Below are 23,060 nucleotides of genomic sequence, written 5' to 3' on the forward strand. Positions count from 1 at the left end.
AAGAAAGATCGGCTATACAAGCGATTTCATCATCAGATATCCATCCTCGCCGTCGCTGTAGTACTTCGAGACGCGCTGAACCGAACTGAAGCCGATCCCGCGATAAAGGCTCTGAGCCGCGGTATTGCTGACCCGGACCTCTAAAACGATCGTCGAGACGCCTTTAGCGGACATCGTCTTTTCAATATGCCTTACCAATTGCTGCCCAAGACCGCGTCGGCGATGCTCCGGGGCGATCCCGATCGTCGTCAGGTGAGCCGCACCGTCCGGATTCATCATCACGAACGCGAAGCCAGCCATCTTACCCTCAGCCGTTACCATGCGATATCCGACGGTACTTGGGTCGTTCAACAGGTATGAGAACGTGTGCTTCGTGTAGTTTTCGCCGTTTCTAAAGCACCTTGCGTTGATGTTCAAGAGCTCGCCCAGATCGCCGATCGACATCGGGCGGATCTCGTAGCTGGTCGGCGGCGCAGGCACGGTGTTCTCAGGCTCGGCGAAGTGCGGCGGCACGAACAAGTTTCGGATCGACTGAAATACGGCCATTGCTTTGAGGCACCAATGTCTAGACTATCAGCATGCAGTCGCCATAACTATAAAATCGATATCGCGATCTAACGGCATACTCGTATGCATTCATTATAAGTTTGTGACCGCCAAAAGCAGAAACCAATGCGAGCAGAGAACTCTTCGGAAGGTGGAAATTGGTGAGCAGACCGTCGATCGCACGGAATTCGTAACCGGGAAGGATCGTGAGATCAGCGTCACCAGATGAGGCTCGGAACTCACCAGTTCTTCCGATGACGGTTTCCAGGGTTCGTGTGGTCGTGGTTCCTACAGCGATGATGCGGCGGCCTTCGGATCTCGCCTTTGCCAGCTTTGCGGCGGCGTCTTCATTAAGCTCGTAGCGTTCCGGCTGGACACGGTGATCATTGAGCTTCTCGACCTTTACCGGTTCAAACGTCCCGTAGCCAACGTGCAGCGTGATCTCGATCACCTGAATTCCCTTTTCTCTTAATTCTTCGAGCACCCGAGGTGTGAAATGGAGTCCCGCGGTCGGAGCCGCGATCGCACCTGATCGACTCGCGTACACGGTCTGGTATCGCTGTCGGTCACGGTCCGGAGCGTCACGTTCACGTTTGATGTAAGGCGGCAGCGGCGTACGGCCAAATCGCTCGATCGCCTCTGTGATCGATCCCCGAGCTTGCAGCGACACGATCACATGTCCTTCGCCATCGCGCTGAATGATCTGCCCCGAAAAACCGTCGCCGAAAACTATCGATCGGCCCGGTGGCAGCCGTCGGGCGGGTCTTGCCAAGGCATCCCAGGTGTTTTCGGCGACCTCCTTAACGAGGAAGATCTCGACCGCGGCACCGGTATCAGAAGTGCCCAGCAGGCGAGCCGGGAAGACCTTGGTGTTATTCAGGACGAGAACATCGGTGCGATCGAGTATCCGGTGAAGATCGCTGAAACGGCGGTCCACGTATGTACCCGCCGTTCTATCGACATATAGCAAGCGAGAATCGTCGCGATGGCCGAGAGGTTCGGTCGCGACCAACTCGGGAGGAAGTTCAAAATCAAGCTCCGAAATGTGCATCGAAACCAAACATTTTCTTGTGAGCAAAGGACTTTTTGATTATACTTGTTGAGACGCCCTTTAAGAAATCGATGGGTCGCGGCTTGGCTGCGCCGGAACCGCGTACATCGAATTGGAGGCGCATGATCGGATCGTCGCTTTTAGCCGTTGGGTCAGCGTCAACGATGTTGCACGATCGGTCGTTCAAGGGGGAATTCTCGAACAGGTGCCGTTTGCCATACTCGGGAGTTTGTCTCTTCACATGATTTGGGGTTTACCGTAACAAGATCAAGGAGATTACCATGCGAGTATTTAGATTTGGGATTTTATGTTCGCTAGCGGTGGTTGCTTTCGTGGCCGCGTTATCGACCGAGATAATGGGTCAGGATGAAAGAATGATGGGCGGCGGGCCGGGGATCACGGTCTTTGAGGATCGTAATTTTCGCGGTGACGCCGCTACATACCAGACCAATGTTTCGAACCTGCCTTCAAGGTTCAATAATCGAATTTCGAGCATTCGCGTCGGCCCTGGCGAACAATGGCAGGTCTGCGATCAATCGAATTATCGTGGCCAGTGTGTGACCATATCTGGCGAAGAGAGTGATCTGCGCCGGAATGATTGGGACAACCGCATATCGTCGCTGCGTCGGTTGAGCGGCGGTGGTGGAGGCGGCTGGGGCGGCGGCGGAAACACGGTTCGTCCCCCAAACTGGGCCCAGGGAGTATTTTACGGTACGGGACCCCGCGGCGAACAGATAACCTTGACCATCGCTGCCAACGGCAGCGTGAATGCGAGCGTCAACGGTGGAATGACCTACGGCAGATTTACGGCGGGCAATTATATCAACCTAGGCGGCGCGGTCGCGCGAGTAACCCGGCAGGGTAACCGTATCCTCACGACCAGAACCGACAATGGCGAACGTATCTACTATACGCGCACCGGCGGTGGCGGCGGCGGATGGGGCGGCAATAGCGGTAATCAGATCTCGCCGCCGAGTTGGGCTCGCGGTACGTTCTTTGGCACTGCACCCAACGGCACACAGATCATTCTTACGATCGCGAGCGACGGCAGCGTTACTGCGGACGCTGGCGGTGGGCTGTCTTATGGGTCTTTCACGAGCGGTAACTATCTCAATATCAACGGAGCCACGTCACGCGTGACCTCGATCAACCGCGGCATTCGAACGACGCGAACCGACAACGGTGAGATCATAAATTATCGTCGTAGGTAACCGCTCAGAATGCGTATTCCGAAGTTTCGAAGCGCGTTGTTCAAAAAGAAAAACAGCATACCGAAAACGGTATGCTGTTTTTTTGTCCGAACCTATCCTGTTGGATCAGTTCGTTATTACCTCGTTTGAATTATTTATCATAATATCACCCCCAGTAGCATCAACTTTACAAGCCGCCGGGCAGCCGTGTCAAGATTTTTCGCCGTAGTTTATCAGGAGGATTTTGAGTGGTGCCGGAGGTCGGACTCGAACCGACATGGGATTGCTCCCGCCAGATTTTGAGTCTGGTGCGTATACCAATTTCGCCACTCCGGCGCGAATTTCTGATATTAAAACTCTTGGCTTTCCAGGTCAAGGCACGTTACCGATTCCGGGTACCGGCAGATCCCCATTAACCCCGAACTGACGGACGCTAACGCCGCCGGTCGAGCTGAAGAGCGAGTACCATGCCGCTGTCGACGGCCGATAGACGGCGATGTCTGCTCGCCCGTCACCGTCAAGATCGCCCTGCAGCGGACGGTCTGATGCAGCACCGAATTGCACTGCGCCGAAACCCTCCGCCGATCGCAGCAGATACCATGTGCCATTCTGTGGACGGAAAACGGCTATGTCATCGATCTCGTCGCCATCGAAATCGCCGGGCGTCGGCAGATCGCCGGATAGGCCAAAGCCTTGGTATGTGATTCCGCCACCCGAGCGGTAAACGTACCACACGCCATTACTTGGCCTGAAAACGGCAACGTCGTCGCGCCCATCGCCATCAAAATCGCCAGCCGCAGGTATGTCCTCAGGCAAGCCGAATGCCTGAATTCTCACGCCGCCGTCCGAACTCTGAAATATATACCAGACACCATCGGCAGGACGATAAACCGCTATATCGGCCTTGCCATCGCCATCGAAATCAGCAGGTGTGACGCGATCGCCTGCTGTTCCAAATCTGAGTGTGCTCACCGTCGCGTCCGAGCTTCGCGTTATCCACCATTCGCCGGACTGCGGCCTAAAGATCGCGACGTCCGCTTTGCCGTCACCGTCGAAATCCGCGATCGCCGGCAGATCGCCGACTGTGCCAAACTGGATCTCGCTGATCGCCTCGCTTGAGCTTGCGACGATCCGGAAATCAGGGTCGGTTCCCGCATTGAGACGGTAAACACCAATGTCGGTTCTTCCGTCGCCGTCAAAATCAAAGCGGGCGCGGCCGGCGGCCGAACTGCATTCGCAGCTGTAGCCATCCGTGACAACGATGTCATCGATATACTGGCCCTCGCGAAATGTTCCGATGTCCGTCCCGATCCGCCAGCGAAGCCGAACACTCTGGCCGGCTGCGGCGGCGGGCAATTTCGCGATCGTATCAATGAACTGCGAGGCTTGAAAGATGCCGCTTCTTCCGGACCACCCAAGCCGTCCGGCAAGCGGGTTCTGACAGCAGGCGTCGATAGCGCCGTCATACCCGCCTGTAATGAATTGACCGCCGGCCGCAACTATGTCCTGCCAATCCGCGTCGCCGATCTTGATCTCAAAGACCGACCCGTCATAGAGCCGGTTGCGAAGAAACGTGGTCTCGAGCTCGTACCAATTCCGGAACCGGATCTCAGCCGATGAACTATCGATCTGCAATGCCGGCGAGATAAGCTCGTTCACGCCGCGTTGAAGCGGAGCGGGCGAGAACATCGAGTTCGGACCCGATTGCGTCCGGTTCGTCGAGGTTCGCCACAGCTGATGATTTTCTGAGGACGTGGTCGTCCATCCGGCTGGCAGAGCGGGCGCGGCGACCGAGTCGAAGTTCTCGCTGAATGCGACCTTACGGCGACCGGCCCGGATCGGTAGCATGAGCTCCTCTATCGGCCGGCCGGGCGATTGCAAACGAAATCGAAGTTCGACCAGTGTTCCGCACTTCACGTCGGCGGCGACCCGGAAACTGAAAGGCCTCGTTGCCGCCCCGCCGACCGGGATCGTTCCGTAGTTCTGCGGCGGCCCTGTATTCGTTATCCCGCCGCCATCGATCAATGTCGCTGTAAGGTCAGGCGCCGGAGCCGCTCCTGTATTGCTTAGGCGCAAATTGATCGTCACCGATTCGCCGGGCTCAGGGGCTTGATCGATACTGCAGCTTTCGGCTCCGAATTCGATGTCGGGCTGATCAAAAACTGGGATCGGTTCGAGCCCTAGAGCGACCGTCAATGGTTCGCCCGTTCCCTGCGGAAGCGTCACATCTGAACTCGAATCCCGAAAACCCGGCGCACTTGCCGTAACACGGTACTGTCCGGGAGGCGCGATCATTGCGGGCGTAAGTCCGTCGGCGCCAGAAAAACGAAGATACGGGTATGCGCTCTGGATGGTCGACGGCGTCACAGCAAAACGCGCGTTCGCTATCGGCGTATTCAAAACAGAGTTGCGGATCGATCCTCGAAGCCTTCCGGTCGGGGCCGCTGCACATTCCGCGAACTTGAAACGTCCGATACGCGTAAGCCAACCGAGGTCGCTCCATTGTTCGCTTTCCTGCGAGTAATAGGCATTCGTCAACCAGAACGTGCAGTCATCCGCCGGATCGGCACTCAAGCCGCTGTATTCGCCCCATCGCCACCCAAAGGCCTTCTGAACGCCGGTTCCGTCGATCAGTGTTGCTTCGGTCCTGAATGCTCCTTGCGGATCATCCGCAAGCCTTCCTGTATAGAGTATCGACGGTTTCTTGTCCTCATTAGCAAGATTGTATTGAACTGCAAGATTACCTTCGTGATCTTGAGCCGCCGACGCGATCCATCGCGAGACACTGGCATCGCCGATCGTCGCATCGACAAATGGCTGGAATCCGGCGGCCGAATTTCGCAGCTCGTAAACCCTCACCCCGGCTCGATAAATGCTCCCGATCGGCGATGTCCGAACGGTTTGGTTCACAACCAGCGACTCATGCGAGCCGAAGTTGCGATAGGCCAGGCGGTGATTCAGCCGATCGCTCTGCGAATCGAGAAACTCGCCCGGCGGCGGCTGAGCAATGTCGGGCCTCCCTTTCGGGCTCGTCGGGTCGAAAGGAGCAACGGCTATCGGGCTTTCGTTTCTTTCGGTAAATGTCGAAGCGACCCCATCGTCGAAATCTGCGTCGAATTCGAACAATCTGATCGTGTCTGCCGGGTCGCCGTATTCGGTCGCCGTATAACTCGCGAAAATGCCCGGTGTTCCCGGTGGAGGCGGTCTGAGGCCGTCGAGGTCGGACGGCAGAAATCCGCGGCGGCGGATCGGGGTGGTCATATTCAATCCGAAATACACGTAACCAGCGGTAGGGTCACCGGCGATCATCTTTTCGCGGTCAAAGGCAAACGCCCCGCTTCCCGTGTAGTCCGAACCGAGATACTCGTCTGTCGTCATGTAGTAGGCATCGGTCCATACGCCAAACTTCGGAAAATCGTTGATCTTCACGTTCGGCATCACAAATTCGTACGCAAAATACTCGCCGGTTGGGTCACCCGACTTTGAAATGGCGACCATCTGCCGAAACGGCGGAAAAGCCGAGCAGACCTGGCTGATCAGCCATCGGTCGGCAAGCTGATCGTACAAGACGACCGGAAGCCCGTCGTTCCGGGTGGAGCAGACCGTACCAAGCGGAGCAAAAAGCGTGCTGATCCTGAACGGCGGCAAGAGCGGCTTGCCGGACTTGTCGTAGATCCGTATTAACGAGTTCACGGCTTGAACGTAATGATCCGGCCCTACGTCGCCATTCATGTCCGGCGGCAGTATCAATAGGTTGAATATGGTGACGTTGTCAAAATTAGCGATGCCGTCGAACGAAAGCGACGGCGCCGGCATCGGTACACCCGCCGGTGTCGAAAATACATTCTCGTCACCTGATCGCTGGTTCGGCTCTTCATTGGTCGAGCGTCGGTCAAAACGGTCAAAACCTATGGCGGCATTCGGGGTTTTCGAAGTGACAAAGCTGCCGGATGTAAGTAAGTTCAGCGATGCGGAAGAGTGGCCAAACGCCACCGCCTGTTTCGTGATCGGCCCGACGACCGTAATGGCCGGGGCCTGTGCCTTGACCTGTGAAATGACGGACGTGAAGATCGACAATATCGCAGCCAGGGTAACGCAAAAAGCAGCCTTATATCGCATCAGATCTTTCTATTTCAGTCAGGCCGAGGGCAAAACTCGTCGGTGCTCAAACCTCGCTCAGAATGACGATCTCGGCGCGGCGCTTTGCATCGTCAAGAAACGCCTCGATGGCTGCGGCTATCCGATCTTCCGTCAGGATCTTGTTTATCTCGCGTCGTTTCTCATCAAGCGTCGGCATCAGCAGGTCAGGGAAACGCCTGCGAAAATCAGGAACAAAGAAATCGCGGTAATAATTCGCCTCATCCTCCGATGTGACTATTATGAACGACCGAAAACGGAAATCAAGATATTTGTCGATCGAAACGCGCTGAGCAATGATCCGTTCGAAATTGTCGTCCCTGATCGATCTGAATCCGACGGCCCGCAGCCGGCTCTCAAATTCGGCAGTGGTCGGAAAATAGGTCAGTATCTCGGCGATCTTGTCGCTGATCTCTTTTTCGGTCGGGGGATTTCTCGGCAACCTTTCGGCCTCTAAAGCAAATAAACGCTGATCTATCAATAGGTTAAGAGCCCGGTTAAGATCGGCCGACGCCGGCGGCGATAGAGAGACGTTCGGCTGAAGGGCCAATTGCCACCTGAGGTCCGAAAGTGTTATCAATTCGGTCCTCAACCCGTCGCTCACGGTCGCAACTGTTTTGTCAACAAGGGTCTGTCCGGGCGCGTTCATTACGGCCGCGACCAACAGTGTAATCATCAGCAGTGAATTGAGCGGGCCTGTCTTCCGGCTTTTGAAACCCATCTGTAATCAGATTCTTACGCGAATTCGGACGCCCGTCAACTTGCAAATAAGTGTTAAAACTATTGACTTTTTGTACAAAAAGTTTTTTAATTGCTATGGAAGTTCGGAAGTTTCCCAAGTCGTAAACCCCGCCGATCAAGCCAACATTCCCACTTCCGTAACCGACAGACAAAAGGCGATTTAGAACCACCGATGTCAATTTCCTCCGCAGCAAAAAGACCGGCAGGAGCTAGTATCCGGTTTGGCCAGGGTACAGAGTCTTCTGCTGAGCTTAAGTTCATTTCCGATCTTGGGCGGAGTCTTTTGTTCACTGTCCATCCCAAAAAGGTCGCTTCACGCGTCGCAGACGCGTTACAAAGCGGCGTCGGCGCCGAGATCTGCGGATTCATAGCCGAGCTGGAGAATATCGGGGTCGTCAGTTGTGCGTTTGATGCAAAGGGCGAGATACTCACTGGTTTCTTTGAACGCGAACGCTTTGAACGCTGGCTCGAACTTCTTCCGCCTCAGATCGGATACTGTGAAGCGGATCCGGAACAATTCTTGCTATCGGGTACGGCCCATCAGGCCGAGTTCGTCTCGCCGCTTCACATAAACGGCGACATTCGCGGAGCGATCGTTGTCGGGTTTGCTGACAAGCAGGAGTTGAACGAATCGAAGGGCAAGCTGATCGAGACAGCAACGCAGATGGCCGCGATGAGCGTCAACCTTTCAGCACATTACGAAGCGGCTATCAACAATTCGATCACGCGGGCACGCGAAGAGCACCGTCGGTTTACCGAGGCAGTACTCGATGCCCTGCCTGTTTCCCTTTATGTGGTCGATCGCGACTTTCGGATCGTCACCTGGAATCGACATCGCGAGATCGGTATACAGGGCATCCCTCGCGACTCAGCGATCGGGCGAAACGTTTTCAATGTACTTGCACGCTATCCCGAGGGTAAGGTCCGTCAGGAATTTGAGCGTGCATTTAGGACCGGCGAGATCGAACGGATCGAGCAGCAGACGGTTGCCGACGATGGTTCGACAAAATACTGGATGGTAAGCAAGGTGCCGATGCGTGACCCCGAAACCGGCGAGGTCACACACGTGATAACGGTCGGCGAGGACATCACCATGCGCGTCGAGGCGATCCATGCCGTTGGCCGGGCTGAAAAGCTCGCTGCGGTCGGCCGGCTCGCCGCCGGTGTCGTGCATGAGATAAACAACCCGCTCGCCACGATCTCGGCCTGCGCCGAGGCACTGGAACATCGCGTCGCTGACGGAGCCTTTGACGGATCTGAAGCGATCGACGATCTCAACGAATATCTTGGGCTGATCAAGAGCGAGGCCTTTCGCTGTAAATCGATCACGATGGGCTTGCTCGATTTCAGCAGAATACGTACCGGCGACCGCAACCCGATAGATATTGCCGACATACTTCGGTCATCGGCAAATCTGATATCTCACCAGAAACGCGGCGACAACATCGAGATCTCGGTAGAGATCGAAGATAACCTGCCCGCCGTCAACGCCGATGCGGGCCAGATCCAACAGGCGGTCATCGCATTGGCCACGAACGCGATCGACGCGATGCCGGACGGCGGCAGACTCTGGATCCGAGCCGCTGCACGCCCCAATCGACTTGCGATCGAGATAGAGGATACAGGTATCGGAATTCCGTCAGAAGACCTTTCGAAGATCTTCGAACCATTTTTCACGACCAAAGAGGTCGGTAAAGGCACTGGCCTCGGCCTGGCTGTCTGCTATGGCATCATCACAGATCACGGCGGCCGCGTGAGCGTCCGTTCGAACGTCGGTAAAGGCACCACCTTTACTATTTACCTCCCGATCACGAGGTGATCGCATCACTCCGGCCCAAAACCTCTCCCCGTCCCGCACCTCACTTGATACGATATGGCTAAGTTACTTGTAGTTGATGACGAAAAGAATCTCCGTTTGGTCGTTCAGAAAGAGATGACCCGCAACGGGCACGAGGCCGAGACCGCGGCCGACGGCGAAGCTGCGTGGGAGATGCTCGAGGCAAGCGATTACGACGTTCTGCTTTGCGATATCAATATGCCGCGTCTGGACGGGATGGGGCTGCTGAAACGTCTTCGTGAGAAAAGCGCCAATGCGCCCGAGGTCATAATGCTTACCGGGCAGGGTACGGTCGAGACCGCGATAACGGCGATGAAGCTTGGCGCTTACGATTACCTCACGAAACCCTACCGGATCGCTGAACTTACGGCATTGGTAAAGCAGGCGGCTGAAAAGAAACAGTTAAGGACCGACAATCAACGTCTGAGGGCACAGATCGAACGCAGCAGCGGATCAATGCCTGAGATAATTGCCGAGTCGCCGCAAATGAAAGAGGTACTGAGGCTTGTTCGCCGGGTCGCACCGTCTGAGACCTCGGTTCTTATAACGGGTGAATCGGGAACCGGCAAGGAACTGATCGCACAGGCCATTCACCGATTGAGCAGCCGAGCTGACAAGCCCTTCATCGATCTTAATTGCGCCGCGCTCCAGGATACGCTTCTCGAATCGGAGCTTTTCGGGTACGAGGCCGGTGCTTTCTCAGGCGCGCGGGCGCGCAAGCTCGGGCTCTTCGAACTTGCTGACGGCGGCACGTTGTTTTTGGACGAGATAATGGAAATGCCGTCGCAGCTGCAATCGAAATTATTGCGGGCCCTCGAAACGCGGACGTTCTTTCGTGTTGGCGGTGTCAAGAAGGTGGAGGTCGACGTTCGCCTCGTCGCGGCTACAAATAGAGACCCTGGCCAGGCCGTCGCCGAGGGCATTTTCAGATCGGACCTGATGTATCGGATAAACAGTTTTGAGGTGAATATCGCTCCATTGCGCGAACGCCGCGAAGACATCGAACCCCTTGCCCAACACCTTCTCCAAAAGGTCGCTGGCGCAACTCCGCCAGTTCTGACACAGCCTGTGATCGAAGCGCTTACTGCATTTTCATGGTCAGGGAATGTTCGGCAGCTTCGCAATTGCCTCGAGCGGGCGGCCCTGCTTGCCGACAACGGGCGTGTGACGGTAAAAGAGCTTCCGCCCGAAGTCATCTACCGGAACGAACCGTCAAACGTCTCGGTAAACTATGCTTCGCAAGGGCATAGCGGAGTCAGTTCGTTTCAGAACACCTCGCCTGTGAACCTTCGCGATTCAGAAAAACAACAGATCATCAATGCTCTCGAGCGGACCGGATGGCACCGCGGTAAGACCGCTGAGCTGCTCGGCATCTCGCCATCGACACTTTATCGCCGCCTCCGCGAATACGATCTCGATGTCCGATAGCTCGCTGATATATTATTTCGTTAGAGGTGTCCGACACATCGCAACCTAGGCTATAACGGCATCGAGCAGCATCATCAATCCGAACCCGATAAATAATGAAACGGTCGCTCCGTTCTCAAAGCCGGGCCTGTGCGTCTCGGGTATGATCTCGTCGCTTACGATGAAGAGCATCGCACCTGCCGCGAACGCAAGGGCCAAGGGCAGGATCGTACCGGAGACCATCAGGATCGAAGCCCCGAATAGACCGCCGACGATCTCGACCAGGCCGGTTAGCCCTGTAACGCCGATAGCAAACAGCATCGAGTAACCCTGCGACCTTAGTGCGACGGCAACCGAAAGGCCTTCCGGGATGTTCTGCAGCCCGATCCCAAGCGTCGCCCCCAAACCCGAACCCGCGATGCCGGATGCGTTCGCGACGCCGACCGCGAGCCCCTCAGGAAAGTTGTGTATCGCGATCGCGATCACGAAGAGCCAGATCTTCTTCAATCTGGGAGCATCTATGATCCCGTCATGTCCTTTCGCGAAATGTTCGTGCGGTACAAGTTCATTGACCGCCCAAAGTACGAATCCGCCGATGAACAGAAAGATGATCGATCGGACAACGGCATTGGTATCGGAATAACCAAGCGCCTTCGAGTTCTCGATACTCGGCAAGAGAAGCGAGAAGACGGTCGCGGCAAGCATCACACCGGCAGCGAAGCTCAACAGATTGTTATTGAGTTTTTCGTTGAGCCGGTCTAGAAATAATGCGGGCGCCGCCCCAAATGCGGTCGCGCCGAATCCGGCGATCGCGGTTGCGAGCAGGGCCGATGCCAATGGATTTGCAGCTTCAGTCATTCGACAATCGAAGTATCAGACTTCGATCTTCCGCATACGATCCGATGCCCTTTAGCGATTACCTTCGATCACGTATTTGACGACGTAGGCCCGCAGTTTCTCTCGATTGTTTCGCAGGTAGGCCGGGTGATCCTGAGCGATCCCGGCGTCAGGAAGCGCGAGCAGAATGAAGGCTTCAAGCAATCCGTCACGATCGAGTTTTTCGATGATCTGTATCTGCGGACTCAGGCTCTTGGCCTTAAGGGTTTTCGCCATTTTCACTACATCACGCAGGGCTTCGGCTTCTTCGGCAAGAGACGACCTGTAAGTACTCTCCGTCGGATAGGCCCTGGCAAACTTTTCCTTTCGCCAGATTTCTTTGGTCGCCAGATATGCCATCCATGCCATCGAGCCGTCGTCGGCCAGCGGATCGATATTTATCGTCGATTTTGATTTTCCGTCAGCTCCGACCTCGGTTTTGGGCGGGTCGACGCGCGGGTGGGCAAGCTTCGTACCGGTCGCTTGTCCCCATTGGAGAAGACCGTTCAATGCGAATCGGCTATAGGGCTCGGTTATCCATGCCTCGATGTACCGCGCTCGTGCCTCGTCGAATTTCCTCTGCCGCATCAGGGGCGTCGCCGAATACCGATATGCCGTTTCCCTGTTCGGATCGATCGCGATCGCCTTCTGATACCAGATCTCGGCATTGAGGTAGTCGTTCTGTTTCAGATACATGTCACCGCTGAAAAGCGCGGCGTGATAGTTCGTCGGGTCGGCTTCGAGCGCCTGTTTGTAAAGATCTAGCGCTTCTTCGATCTTGCCTTGCGTGAATGCCTGCTCACCAGCATATGTTAGAGCGTGTGACTGCGGAACCTGCGAGAACGGGGTGCCGTCGCTGCCGTCCTCCGGGATCGAACCGATCATTGCATCGACGAAGTTCGTGGCCTTACCGAGTTCTTTCGCCTTGATGAATGAGTTGCGGGCTGCGATCCGTACCTTCTTGCGTTCGGCCGTATTCGGTTCGTTTATCGCTTTTCCGAGTAGCGCCGTTCCGAGCTCGATATAAGCTTCAGCGTCTTTCGGATCGAGAGCGATTATCTTCTCAAGTATCGGCACGGCCTCGGTCATTCGGCTTTGCTTCATCAAAGCCTCGGCCTTAAGCCAGAGCGTAGGCGTATCGTCCTGTGCCTGAACTGCCTGTGCCGCGACGGCAAACACGATAGCGATCGTGGCAAACCCGAAGAGGGTCAACCGGAACTTTGTTTTGATCATGATCTCACCCTTTTACGAAGAACTATGCCTATGATGCTCAAATACTAGCAGAAGTGATGCTCTCCGCTCCAGATTTGCTGATCACCGACGAGATTCGATCGCAAAGACGAACCTCCGATCGGAAAGGGGAAGAAGGTCCGCCGTATAGCGGAGTTTCAGCTTTTCGAGGCCTTCGCGAATGTTCTCTCCGGCAAAAAATACCATCTTCCTTTTGCCTGCCCATTTGATGACCTTCGGGAGACGTTCGGCAAATCGATCAAGTGCGCGGCAAGTTACGACATTGGCGTTCCCCGGGTCGCATTCCTGAAACGCCCGGTCGATGACAACGGCGCGATCCTGCAGGCCGAGTTGTGTCAGTGCGTGCGCAAGGTACTCTGCCTTTCGTTTCTTTGATTCGATCAGAACGGCGCTGATCTCGCCGTTAACAAGCATGCACGGGATCGACGGCAGGCCGGCGCCCGCGCCGACATCAGCGATCCGCGGCTTGGCAGGAAGATAGCGCAGAAGAACGAGCGATTCGAGGATATGCCGCGTCGCAAATTCACTCGCCGAACACGGGCCGACGAGGTGGAGCAACGCGTTATGCTGCATGACGACCTCGTAGTGACCTGCGAGGCGATCGATCGCGTCGTCGGCAAGCGTCAAACCAAAGGCCGACTGGTTCTCTTTTATCGATTCTATGAATTTGTCTCGCATTCCCAGCTGATTTCTTTTTCAGATCCGCGATCGGCGAAAGATCGAAATAAAGAAACGGGAGCCGATCTTCTCGACTCCCGACTCTTTACTATAAACGAAAATGTGGTGCGGACGAATGGAATCGAACCATCACGGGATTGCTCCCACAGGCTTCTGAGACCCAAACTTCAACCATTGACTATCAACAACTTAGACGTGTAACATACTGATAGTACGAGGGTTAGCTGGACAACGGCCGACATTTCCGATCTCCTATGCGACACCAGCGGACGGCTTTTCGGGTAGCTTTCTACGCGAAAATCTACCCGAAAGGATCTCGGCGATGAAAATACCCGATAAATACATATCACAAGGTTACTTCGTTCGTGTCAACAAAGAGAAGACTATCCGCAAGGGGAAAGGTTACCACTATAGAGCCATCTTTGCGATTTTGGACGGTCAGAAATGGAATACGCAATCGAGTACGGCAGGGCTAACAACGAGGGACCTTGACGACGAATGGTTGGACGCGAAAGTCAAGGAACTTACGGAGAAAGGCAAAGACATCCTGCTAAATCCCGAAACGGTCAAGGGGTTCGCTGAAGCACATTACAAACCTTTTCTGAGGGATCACAAAAAGATTCAGTACGAGCAAGAATTCCAAAAGCTGGATGCTATCTGCGAATTCTTCGAGGACAAGCTCATCGATGAAGTAAACAAGTTGGACGTATTTGCGTTCAAAACCTGGCTTTTGAAAAGACCTTGTAAAAGGGGCAAAAGCGAGAGGAAGCGTTCAGATGCATCGGCAAATCGTGATCTCTCGAGTTTGCGCGGGCTACTGAACTTCCCAGAAGAGGTCGGCAAACGAAAGAGCCATATTTCATTCAAAAATATCCTCGCCAAAGAAATCCCTAAACGGGCGTATATCCCCTTTGAGGAATTCATGCGCGTGCTGGATAAATGCTATGAGGTTCCTAAGTGCAATCGATGGAAGCGGGATCGTTCGCATATGCGCTTGACGCTAATCGGTGGTTACACGACCGGATTGCGGATAGATGAACTGCGGCACGTATCACGCGGAATGTTAAGAACCGACTATACAAAGCGAATCGGCGTGATCAAGCTCGTGATAAACGATTCTCGAAATAAGATCCATACGAAAACGGTCGATATTTCAACTTGGCTTTACGACGAGATGGAAGCGGCCGGCGTTTTCGAACGCGATGACAACGAAAGAGTATTCGACACAACGAACTATTACAATCTGATCAAAGATCTCTTCCAACGAGCGGGCGTAAGTGATGACGTTTCATTTCACACGTTGCGCGCGGCAAACGCGACGGAACGCGATACGGCTGGTCAGAATCGAGAATCGATCCATGCGGGGCTGGGATGGGCGAAAGATGGCAACGTGCCTGAGAAACACTACCTGAGGTATCAGGACTACCACGTTATCGAAAAGGGATCATCCTACAATGTAAGACTGCAGAGGTTAAGGCAACATCACTCCGAAAGAAATGCAAAGAGGGATATTTTACCAGACGATTCCGTTCACGATAGTTGAGAAATTTTTTGTATCGCTCTGCCGATCCGATTCAGTAATCCGCGTTGATCCCAAGTTTTATCCGAGCAGATAGGAAAACTTTGCGACCGATAGCGAAAGCTCTAAGTTCGGCGTTTGAAAAGGTCGTTCGGAGTTCGTTCAAAGGGCTGGATCGGGTCGTCGTCCTCTCGGCTGATTCCCATAATCTCCAAGCTTTTCTGATTAAGTTGCCAGTACGGTTTGATCGCGATCTTTGATTTCTTGATGCCGCGACCGCAATCGAATTGCGGCTTCGTATGCTCATCAACGAAGAGAGCTAGTAGGATCACGCGAGACTGTGGATACCACGGTTCGGGACTGTGGTGTGGTCCATTCCCCATTCTCTCCAGCCAACGTAGCATTGCCGAGGTGTTTGATCTCGTTGAATTGCACGGAGTCTGGAGTGAGTTATGAATAAATGGAAACGAAGTCTTTGGCAAAAAATAATTTTACTCAGTTGCGTCGGTGGCTTCACCCTCTCAGCCGTTTGCCAAGCAGATCCTAACAAGACGCTTTCGCCTTATTTTTTCGTCAAGGGCGATCCAAAGATCGACCGCCTTCCGCTAAAAGACACGCGCGTCGACATCGCGATCTCCGGCGTGATCGCTGATGTGCGTGTCGTCCAAACGTATCAAAATGAAGGTTCGCGGCCGATCAACGCGACGTATGTTTTTCCGGCATCGACCCGCGCGGCCGTTTACGGAATGCGTATGAAGATCCGCGACGAGATCATCACCGCGAAGATAAAGGAGCGCGAAGCCGCCAAGCAGGAATTCGAGACGGCAAAAAAGGAAGGCAAGAGCGCGTCGCTGCTTGAGGAATCCAGGCCGAATGTCTTCTCAATGAGCCTTGCGAACATAATGCCGCGGGACCAGATTGAGATCGAACTTCGGTATACAGAGCTAATGGTGCCAACCGACGGCACCTACGAGTTTGTCTATCCGACGGTTGTCGGACCCAGGTATCCATCCGGTGACGCAAACAAAGCAGAAAACGGTTTTGTAAAAACGGCTTATTTTCATGAAGGCGACAAACCGTCCAGTACGCTTCATATTTCGTCAAGGATCTCAGCCGGACTTCCGATACAGGAACTAAGCTGTGCGTCCCACCAGATCGCGCCCCAATGGCAAAGCCCGAACATCGCACAGGTTACACTCGACGATGCAGACCCCTTTCAGGGTAACCGCGATTTCGTCTTGAAATACCGCCTGACAGGCGGGCAGATCGCCTCGGGACTTTTGCTTCTGCAGGGTGAAGAGGAGAATTTCTTTCTTTATATGGCGCAGCCGCCGCAACGCGTTGCCAAAGAGGATATTCCGCCTCGCGAGTACATATTCGTGGTTGATGTGTCCGGTTCGATGGAAGGCTTTCCGTTGGACACGTCGAAACAACTGCTTGAGGACCTTATCGGAAAATTGCGGCCTACGGATTATTTCAATGTAGTGCTTTTTGCCGGTGATTCGACCGTCCTTTCGGAAACGCCCCTTGCAGCAAACCAGGAAAATGTCTCTCGCGCACTGGATCTGCTTTCGCAACAACGCGGCAGCGGCGGAACGGAATTGCTCGAAGCGATCAAAAACGCGATGAACCTGCCGAGCGAATCCGGCGTTTCGCGAAGCATTGTCCTGGTAACCGATGGTTATGTCTCAGGTGAAGCCGGCGTTTTCGATTACATACGCGAAAATCTCGGCAATACGAATGTCTTTGCATTCGGTATCGGGTCGTCGGTCAACAGGTTTCTGATCGAAGGCGTAGCCAAGGCTGGAATGGGCGAGCCGTTCATTGTGCTTTCGGAAAAAGAGGCTCCGGATGTGGCGACGAAATTTCGTGAATACATCGAAAGCCCAGTCCTAACGGACGTAAAGGTTCAGGCAAACGGTTTTGACGTTTACGATGTTGAACCTATGAATCAACCCGATCTGTTGGCCCAACGGCCTGTGGTCGTCTTCGGAAAATGGCGCGGACCGCTTTCCGGTAGGTTCGACATCACCGGCAAAACCGGACGCGGCGATTACCGTTCGAGCATCGACGTTTCAACCGTTATGCCGGACGAAGGCAATCGCGCATTGCGGTACCTCTGGGCTCGATCTCGAATCTCCGACCTTTCCGATCTTGCCTACGGCGAACCTGAAGCGGACAAGATCAGGGCGATCACCGACGTCGGTCTCAAGTACAACTTGCTGACGCGATATACGTCGTTCATCGCGGTACGCGAAAAGGTAGTCAACCCAGACGGTTCCGCAAACGACGTTGACCAGCCTCTCCCATTGCCCGTCGGCGTGAGCGATATGGCCGTCGGAAGCGAACCTGAAATGCTATGGCTCCTCGCGGTGATGACGGTGCTCGCGCTCATTTTGATGGTCCGTCGGCGGTTTTATTCAGGTGCCTTTTACGGAGCTCAACAATGAGTACCTTGCGGTCGAGAAAGCTATATCAGTTGGCGTCAGTGATCTCGGCTGCCGCTTTACTGAAACTATTTTACTCGACCGCGAACGTGAACCAACTACGATGGATCCTCGCTCCTACCTCCTTTTGTGTCGAGTTAGTGACAGGCGAGACGTTTCGGTTCGAATCGTACGCGGGCTACATTAACGAGGACAATTCCTTCCTGATTGCGGACTCATGTTCGGGCGTAAATTTTCTGATCGCCGCGTTCCTGATGCTGTCGGTATTGACACTTTGGGGCAAAAAGGAAGTCGCATGGCATGCTTTCCCGATTGCCGTTTGCGCAGCGTTTGTCACGACCATCGCAGCCAACACAGTCCGGATCGCAGTAGCACTGAAGTTGCACCGGATGAATGCGGGTGCACTTTGGATCAACCCGGAACAGATGCACCGTTTACAGGGGATCTTTATTTACTTCGGCTTTTTACTTCTGCTTTATTTTCTTTACGAAAAGCTCAATAGGGGCGATCGGATCGAAACAGCAAAACCAATGTCATTTATCCGCCGGCCTCTTGTCCCGTTGATGATCTACTGGCTCGTTACGCTTGGGATTCCAATCCTAAAGGGGGCGTATCAGAAAGGTTCGACGTTTTGGGAGCACCTCGCCTTTGTCGTCCTTACACCGCTGATCTTGATCATCCCGTTCATTCTGATAGATCAGCTCAAGCGTAGAAGGTCGACGCTCGTAAACGAACAGTGATCATACTTTGATACTCATTGCGAAACGATTTCCGCCGCCTTTTGATTCTTTCCATGCGACCTTTGCATTTACGAGGGAAGCACGAGCTTTGATGTTTGCGATGCCGCGACCCTTTGCCGTCGCTGCGTCCGGATTGAAAGTAGTTCCGTTGTCGTCGATCCTTAACTTCAACTGCCCGTCCGCGTTTATTTCAACCGACATCTCGACGTGGTCTGCGTCTGAGTGGCTTTTGACGTTTGTAAGCACCTCTTGGGCGATACGGTAGATTTGAAGCTGGACATTCATCGGCAGGTTGATCCGGTCCTCGAGATTGCTTTCGGCATTAAATTGTCGGTTTTCGATCGTGCTGTCGAGCAGGAATTCGAGCGACGCGATTAGGCCCACGTTTTCCAGCACGGACGGACTCAGGTCCTCGCAAATTCGCCTGATCTCGCTTGAGACGGCTTCGATCTCCGTGCGGAATTCCGGATTGTCGGGCAAGGTTTTGTCAGTCAGCATCATCAGGTTTCGCAGGTCGGCCAACGTCTGGTCGTGCAGGTCACGGGCAATCCGGCGGCGTTCTCGCTCGGCCTCATTAGCAAGGTCCAACCGGGCGGCGGCAAGTTCCAGGTTTCGCTGCTGAATTCGACGGTGTTCGATTATTGCCCATATCAACCCCAAGACCGCGATCGCAAGCAGCACACCGAGTGCAGAAGCTGTCCAAGGAAAGGGTGCCTTTGCTACCGAGAATCGGATCGCCAGCGGTTCTGACGGGAGCAGGTCACGGTTGAACGCGATCGATTCGATCGTGTATTCGCCCGGAGCGAGTTCAGCGGGAGCATATTGCTCATCGTTCGAAATGCGGCGGTCGATCTCTTTGCCGTTCGCGTCCGTAAGAACAAAGCCATACTGAAACTCTTCGGGAAACGTCCGGCTGCTTTGCCCCGCGACTTCGACCACCAAGGAGTTTTGCGGATAATCGAGGGCGATCGTTGACCGGATTTCGCTAAGTTCGTGCACACGCTGGCTCAAAATGCGCGTCGGAATAAGTTTCGGCGCTACCGTTCCCGGCTTGTAGGTGACCACGCCGCGATTGGTTGCGATCAGTAGGCCGTCACGTGTAGGTAAAATCGCAAATGCTTTTTCCGAAGGCAGACCTTGCTCAAATCCGAGGGAAGAAACTATCCACCCAAAACGTTTATCGCGCCGAGCGTGTAACAATCCGCGGGTCGTGGTTGCTGCCCATACATTCTCGTTTGTATCAGGATCGCTAACCCAAACGTCTCGAACATCTTCCGCATCAATGACCTTCTCGGGGATCTTTTCACGTAAAACGAAGAGACCATGCTGTCCAGCTATCCAGATCGGAGTTTGAAAACCAGCTTGCCATATCTTCCAGATGGCTCCGCTTCCAAGGACCTCCGGAGATATTTCTAGGGTCGCTCCGCCTTTGTCGAAACCGAACAGCCCACTGTTCGCCGTACCGATCCACATCTTATCTGCATTTCCGCCGAGCGATGTTACTGTTTCATTCGCAAATATTAGTTTTGCTGGTTCGGAAATATCGAAAACGCCTCGACCGTAAACAGCGGCATATAGTCGGCCCTGGTAGTAACTAATTGCGCGAGTATCGCCCTTGATCAACGAGCTCCCGACCAGGTCGAATATTCCTTCCGGCGTGCCGACAATGATCGAGTCTGGGTTTTTTGCGGAGGTATCTATCGCGTATATCGACCGCCCGCGAAACTGTTGCATCTCATTCCACTTCTTGCCATTGAAATCAAACAAACCTCGGTTCGTCCCGGCGAGTAGAGTCTTCAGCTCGGCGTTCCCGTTTTTTGTTTGGATATAGAAAAGCGAACGTACAAAATTGCTGTTCGGACTATCCGAAACGGTTTCCTGCGAAGCACCCGAACGATCAAACCGACTCAGGCCACGGTTTGTACCGATCCACAAAACGCCTTCACGATCGGTGAATAACGTAAATATATTGTTCGAACGCAGGCCACCGGATGTGTTTTCAAATGTGTAAGTTTTCTTCAGTTTTGAATCGGCGATATGGAACAGACCGTATCTTTCCGTTCCGGCCCACACGCCACTATCGTTCGCTTCGAGGGAGAGCACGTTGGCAGTCGGCGCCGCAATACGTGTTGCCCGAGTTCCATCCGCCAAAAAGATGCCACTCACGCCCTTGGCTGCGTTGGTACCGAACCAAAGTTCGCCAGTGTCGCTTCGAGCAAGCGAATTCACGAACAATGGTCGCGGCGAAGCGGCAAATTCGGCGACCGCACCGTCTTTTACAACAAACACCCCGCGTCCGGAGGTGCCCAGAAAAAGTTTGCCGTCGATTTCGATAATGCTCGTAATTGCGAGCGGGCTGCCGTTTGCTCCGCGAATTGGTTCCGCGAAAACCTTCTCTGTAAAATATGCTCCGCTTTCTCCGTGGCGAACTCGAAGAACATGCCCATCGTCGGTCCCGACGTAAACTTCTGGTCCAACCAGCATCGCGGTGATGCTGAGGCCGTTAGTGCCTTCAACCGGTTGAAAACTTCCGTCTGAATAGACAAACACGCCTGCACGCGTGCCGACCCAGAGCTCTCCGATCGGTGATGTTTTCAAGGCAAGCACGCGGTCGGCATCGGCTCCGCCGAGCGAAAACTTTTCTATTCGCCGGCCGTCGAAACGGGCCAGACCGTTATCCGTCCCAAACCACATCACGCCGTCCGATGTCTGCCCAATTGCGCGAACGCTGTCTGACGGTAAACCATTGAAGACTGTGATCGACCCCCATTGATGAAAATTTTGAGCTCCCGGCAGTGGTGTTGGCGAGGGTGAACGAGTGGGTGTCGGCGACGGCGATACGGACGGCGAGGCTTCGGGAGAAGGTGACGGAGACGGCGACGTTTGAGGCTCTTGCGCGAAAAAACCTGCGAAAGCGAAGGCGATCAGCAAATGGAAAACGAATAGGGCGGTGAAGATCGTTAGGCGGGTCGACACTCTCATTCAGTTTATTTGGAAGACTGCCGAAAACGCTTCCTGTCACGTTCGATCCAATCCGCCAGTTCCGTTTCGGCCTTCTCGAGTTCGTCGCTGTTTATCAACCCGCGACGTAGCGATTCGAAAAAGGCTCGTGTCCGAATGTTGTATGCGAGCTTGTCATATTCTTCGGCTTCGGTTCCCGAAGAGTGAGTCGGAAACAGCTTTTCATAGAGCGTAGCCAACCGGCTTTCGACGCCGCGAAGGCTCAGGCTGCATTTTCGCGAGATCGCCCAGTTCGAAAAGCCGAGAGCGAGATATCTTAGTGCCTCCGATTCAAATTCTGTCAGTAGCGGCCGCTGGAACGAGTCCTTGAAGGCCGGATCGATCATGTCTGCTCCGTCTTCCAGCACGGCCGAGATAAACCTCAGAAAGCGTTCCTCCGGATTGTTCTTATGAATGAATCCATACGTCGGCTGAGGCTCCGTCGAACGAACGATTTTCCTGATTTCGTTTATATAGATCTCGTGGGGAAACTGCGTCCAGAATATGATACGAGCACCCGGAAATTCCCGCCAGATCGCCTTTGCCGCCTTGACGCCCGAAAGGCTCGGCATCTGAATATCAAAGATCGAAAGTGCGGGACGTACCTCGACAGCCAAACGAACGGCCGATTCACCATCGTTCGCCTCGATCAAAGGCATGTGGCCCGGAAATTTGTCTGCGAGCAGGCCACCCAGGTATTTGCGTTGGGCCTCGTTATCTTCAGCGATCAGAATTGACACAGGTTTTGCGAACGATCTCTTAGATCTTTGACGAATCGGATTATAACAGTATTCGTCAATAGCGATAATACTTGTGCGATAAACCTGGCAAAAGAGTTGTTGCGTCACGGCCAGGTGTGGCTATCCACATTATCCGCCCCGTGCGTTGACGCTGTTTATAGCTTGCAAAAACGCTCACCATAACGCAGAAAACTTTCGATCGGAAGGAACTATGAAAACAATACTTCGATTCTTTTACGCGTCTTCCTTTGTACTGACATTAGTTGTGGGTGTTGCCGCCGTTGCCGGCACTCGCTTTGCACTTTCGTTTTTCTTGCCGTCAAAACCAAAAACTACTGAGAAAATTGTGCCGGCTTCGCTTAACGGCGAATTTCCCTCCGAGCCAAGCCTTGTCGACACACAACCTGAAATATTCGACGCGGCCGGTATGTATGATCTCGCCATGGCAAAAGTGCCGAAGGCATTCAAAGACTTTCAGATGCTCGAGATCGAAACACACAAATATTCAGAGGAAAACGGCGAGTATACTGCCGAGCCGATCAATCCGATCGGGTATTTACAAGCTGACAAGGAATTTAAGTTCAGATCGATCACGCTCAGCGACCGCGAGATCACTTTTGAAACCCGGGAGATCAATGGTGTGAGCTACAAATTCGTCGGGCATTTTCCTAAGAATCCGGAATTCGAATATTGTGAATCATGCGAATATCCGCCCGACCTAAAGGGTAAACTTACCAAGTTCCAAAACGGTAAAGTGGTCGGCGAAACAAACGCGGAATTCTATGCTGGTGGCTGCTAGATCAATGCGTTTTTAAAGGGACACAAATCCCACGTTTCTACAACTATGAGAGTGATTTTGAGCGGTTTGCCGAATGCCCGATTGGACATTCCTTTCGATCA

17 protein-coding genes and 1 tRNA gene are annotated in these 23,060 nt (G+C 53.9%); 7 read left to right on the plus strand and 11 right to left on the minus strand.

The window, feature by feature from the left end; genetic code table 11:
* Positions 1 to 12: 12 nt before the first annotated feature.
* Both rimI and queA read right to left on the minus strand, forming a co-directional pair.
* The gene (gene rimI, locus IPM28_10805) at positions 13 to 546 is read right to left on the minus strand and encodes a ribosomal protein S18-alanine N-acetyltransferase (protein ID MBK9173481.1); all 534 of its coding nucleotides are present in this window, start codon (positions 544 to 546) and stop codon (positions 13 to 15) included.
* Between the two features lie 19 nt (positions 547 to 565).
* Positions 566 to 1,597 (minus strand): tRNA preQ1(34) S-adenosylmethionine ribosyltransferase-isomerase QueA, encoded by a 1,032-nt coding sequence (gene queA / locus IPM28_10810; protein MBK9173482.1) that lies wholly within the window; start codon positions 1,595 to 1,597, stop codon positions 566 to 568.
* Between the two features lie 281 nt (positions 1,598 to 1,878).
* On the opposite strand from queA, the gene IPM28_10815 reads away from it, so the two are divergent.
* Positions 1,879 to 2,808: a beta/gamma crystallin family protein gene (locus IPM28_10815; protein MBK9173483.1), complete on the plus strand. Its 930-nt coding sequence runs from the start codon at positions 1,879 to 1,881 to the stop codon at positions 2,806 to 2,808.
* Positions 2,809 to 3,036: 228 nt separating this feature from the next.
* On the opposite strand, the gene IPM28_10820 is transcribed toward IPM28_10815, so the two are convergent.
* The 3 genes from IPM28_10820 to IPM28_10830 all read right to left on the minus strand — a co-directional run bounded on the left by IPM28_10820 (position 3,037) and on the right by IPM28_10830 (position 7,600).
* Positions 3,037 to 3,123 (minus strand) — tRNA-Leu (locus IPM28_10820).
* A gap of 36 nt (positions 3,124 to 3,159) precedes the next feature.
* Positions 3,160 to 6,906 carry a VCBS repeat-containing protein gene (locus IPM28_10825; protein MBK9173484.1) on the minus strand — a complete coding sequence of 1,249 codons (3,747 nt, stop codon included), beginning with the start codon at positions 6,904 to 6,906 and terminating at the stop codon, positions 3,160 to 3,162.
* A gap of 46 nt (positions 6,907 to 6,952) precedes the next feature.
* Positions 6,953 to 7,600 carry a hypothetical protein gene (locus tag IPM28_10830; protein ID MBK9173485.1) on the minus strand — a complete coding sequence of 216 codons (648 nt, stop codon included), beginning with the start codon at positions 7,598 to 7,600 and terminating at the stop codon, positions 6,953 to 6,955.
* Positions 7,601 to 7,837: 237 nt separating this feature from the next.
* On the opposite strand from IPM28_10830, the gene IPM28_10835 reads away from it, so the two are divergent.
* Both IPM28_10835 and IPM28_10840 read left to right on the plus strand, forming a co-directional pair.
* Entirely contained in the window at positions 7,838 to 9,484 is a 1,647-nt protein-coding gene (locus tag IPM28_10835; GenBank protein MBK9173486.1) for a PAS domain-containing protein, read from the plus strand.
* Positions 9,485 to 9,538: 54 nt separating this feature from the next.
* Positions 9,539 to 10,930 carry a sigma-54-dependent Fis family transcriptional regulator gene (locus IPM28_10840; protein ID MBK9173487.1) on the plus strand — a complete coding sequence of 464 codons (1,392 nt, stop codon included), beginning with the start codon at positions 9,539 to 9,541 and terminating at the stop codon, positions 10,928 to 10,930.
* Positions 10,931 to 10,975: 45 nt separating this feature from the next.
* On the opposite strand, the gene IPM28_10845 is transcribed toward IPM28_10840, so the two are convergent.
* The 3 genes from IPM28_10845 to IPM28_10855 all read right to left on the minus strand — a co-directional run bounded on the left by IPM28_10845 (position 10,976) and on the right by IPM28_10855 (position 13,714).
* The gene (locus IPM28_10845; GenBank protein ID MBK9173488.1) at positions 10,976 to 11,767 is read right to left on the minus strand and encodes a ZIP family metal transporter; all 792 of its coding nucleotides are present in this window, start codon (positions 11,765 to 11,767) and stop codon (positions 10,976 to 10,978) included.
* A gap of 51 nt (positions 11,768 to 11,818) precedes the next feature.
* Entirely contained in the window at positions 11,819 to 13,018 is a 1,200-nt protein-coding gene (locus tag IPM28_10850; protein ID MBK9173489.1) for a tetratricopeptide repeat protein, read from the minus strand.
* Positions 13,019 to 13,099: 81 nt separating this feature from the next.
* A complete protein-coding gene (locus tag IPM28_10855) occupies positions 13,100 to 13,714 on the minus strand; it encodes a class I SAM-dependent methyltransferase (GenBank protein MBK9173490.1) in 615 nt (204 codons plus the stop codon).
* A 322-nt stretch (positions 13,715 to 14,036) separates the two neighbouring features.
* On the opposite strand from IPM28_10855, the gene IPM28_10860 reads away from it, so the two are divergent.
* On the plus strand, positions 14,037 to 15,257 hold the full coding sequence (locus IPM28_10860; GenBank protein ID MBK9173491.1) for a hypothetical protein: 1,221 nt from the start codon (positions 14,037 to 14,039) through the stop codon (positions 15,255 to 15,257).
* A gap of 101 nt (positions 15,258 to 15,358) precedes the next feature.
* Here IPM28_10860 and IPM28_10865 read toward each other — a convergent pair whose 3' ends face one another.
* On the minus strand, positions 15,359 to 15,616 hold the full coding sequence (locus IPM28_10865; protein ID MBK9173492.1) for a hypothetical protein: 258 nt from the start codon (positions 15,614 to 15,616) through the stop codon (positions 15,359 to 15,361).
* A 69-nt stretch (positions 15,617 to 15,685) separates the two neighbouring features.
* On the opposite strand from IPM28_10865, the gene IPM28_10870 reads away from it, so the two are divergent.
* Positions 15,686 to 17,683: a VWA domain-containing protein gene (locus IPM28_10870; GenBank protein ID MBK9173493.1), complete on the plus strand. Its 1,998-nt coding sequence runs from the start codon at positions 15,686 to 15,688 to the stop codon at positions 17,681 to 17,683.
* The gene (gene xrtK / locus IPM28_10875) at positions 17,680 to 18,420 is read left to right on the plus strand and encodes an exosortase K (protein MBK9173494.1); all 741 of its coding nucleotides are present in this window, start codon (positions 17,680 to 17,682) and stop codon (positions 18,418 to 18,420) included. Before IPM28_10870 ends, xrtK begins: the two co-directional genes overlap by 4 nt.
* On the opposite strand, the gene IPM28_10880 is transcribed toward xrtK, so the two are convergent.
* The gene (locus IPM28_10880; GenBank protein MBK9173495.1) at positions 18,421 to 21,402 is read right to left on the minus strand and encodes a hypothetical protein; all 2,982 of its coding nucleotides are present in this window, start codon (positions 21,400 to 21,402) and stop codon (positions 18,421 to 18,423) included.
* Positions 21,403 to 21,407: 5 nt separating this feature from the next.
* On the minus strand, positions 21,408 to 22,160 hold the full coding sequence (locus IPM28_10885; protein ID MBK9173496.1) for a response regulator transcription factor: 753 nt from the start codon (positions 22,158 to 22,160) through the stop codon (positions 21,408 to 21,410).
* A 211-nt stretch (positions 22,161 to 22,371) separates the two neighbouring features.
* On the opposite strand from IPM28_10885, the gene IPM28_10890 reads away from it, so the two are divergent.
* Positions 22,372 to 22,959: a hypothetical protein gene (locus IPM28_10890; GenBank protein MBK9173497.1), complete on the plus strand. Its 588-nt coding sequence runs from the start codon at positions 22,372 to 22,374 to the stop codon at positions 22,957 to 22,959.
* The last annotated feature ends 101 nt before the right edge of the window (positions 22,960 to 23,060 follow it).

Origin of the sequence: Chloracidobacterium sp. (genome assembly GCA_016716305.1) — a bacterium.
GTDB lineage: Bacteria > Acidobacteriota > Blastocatellia > Pyrinomonadales > Pyrinomonadaceae > OLB17.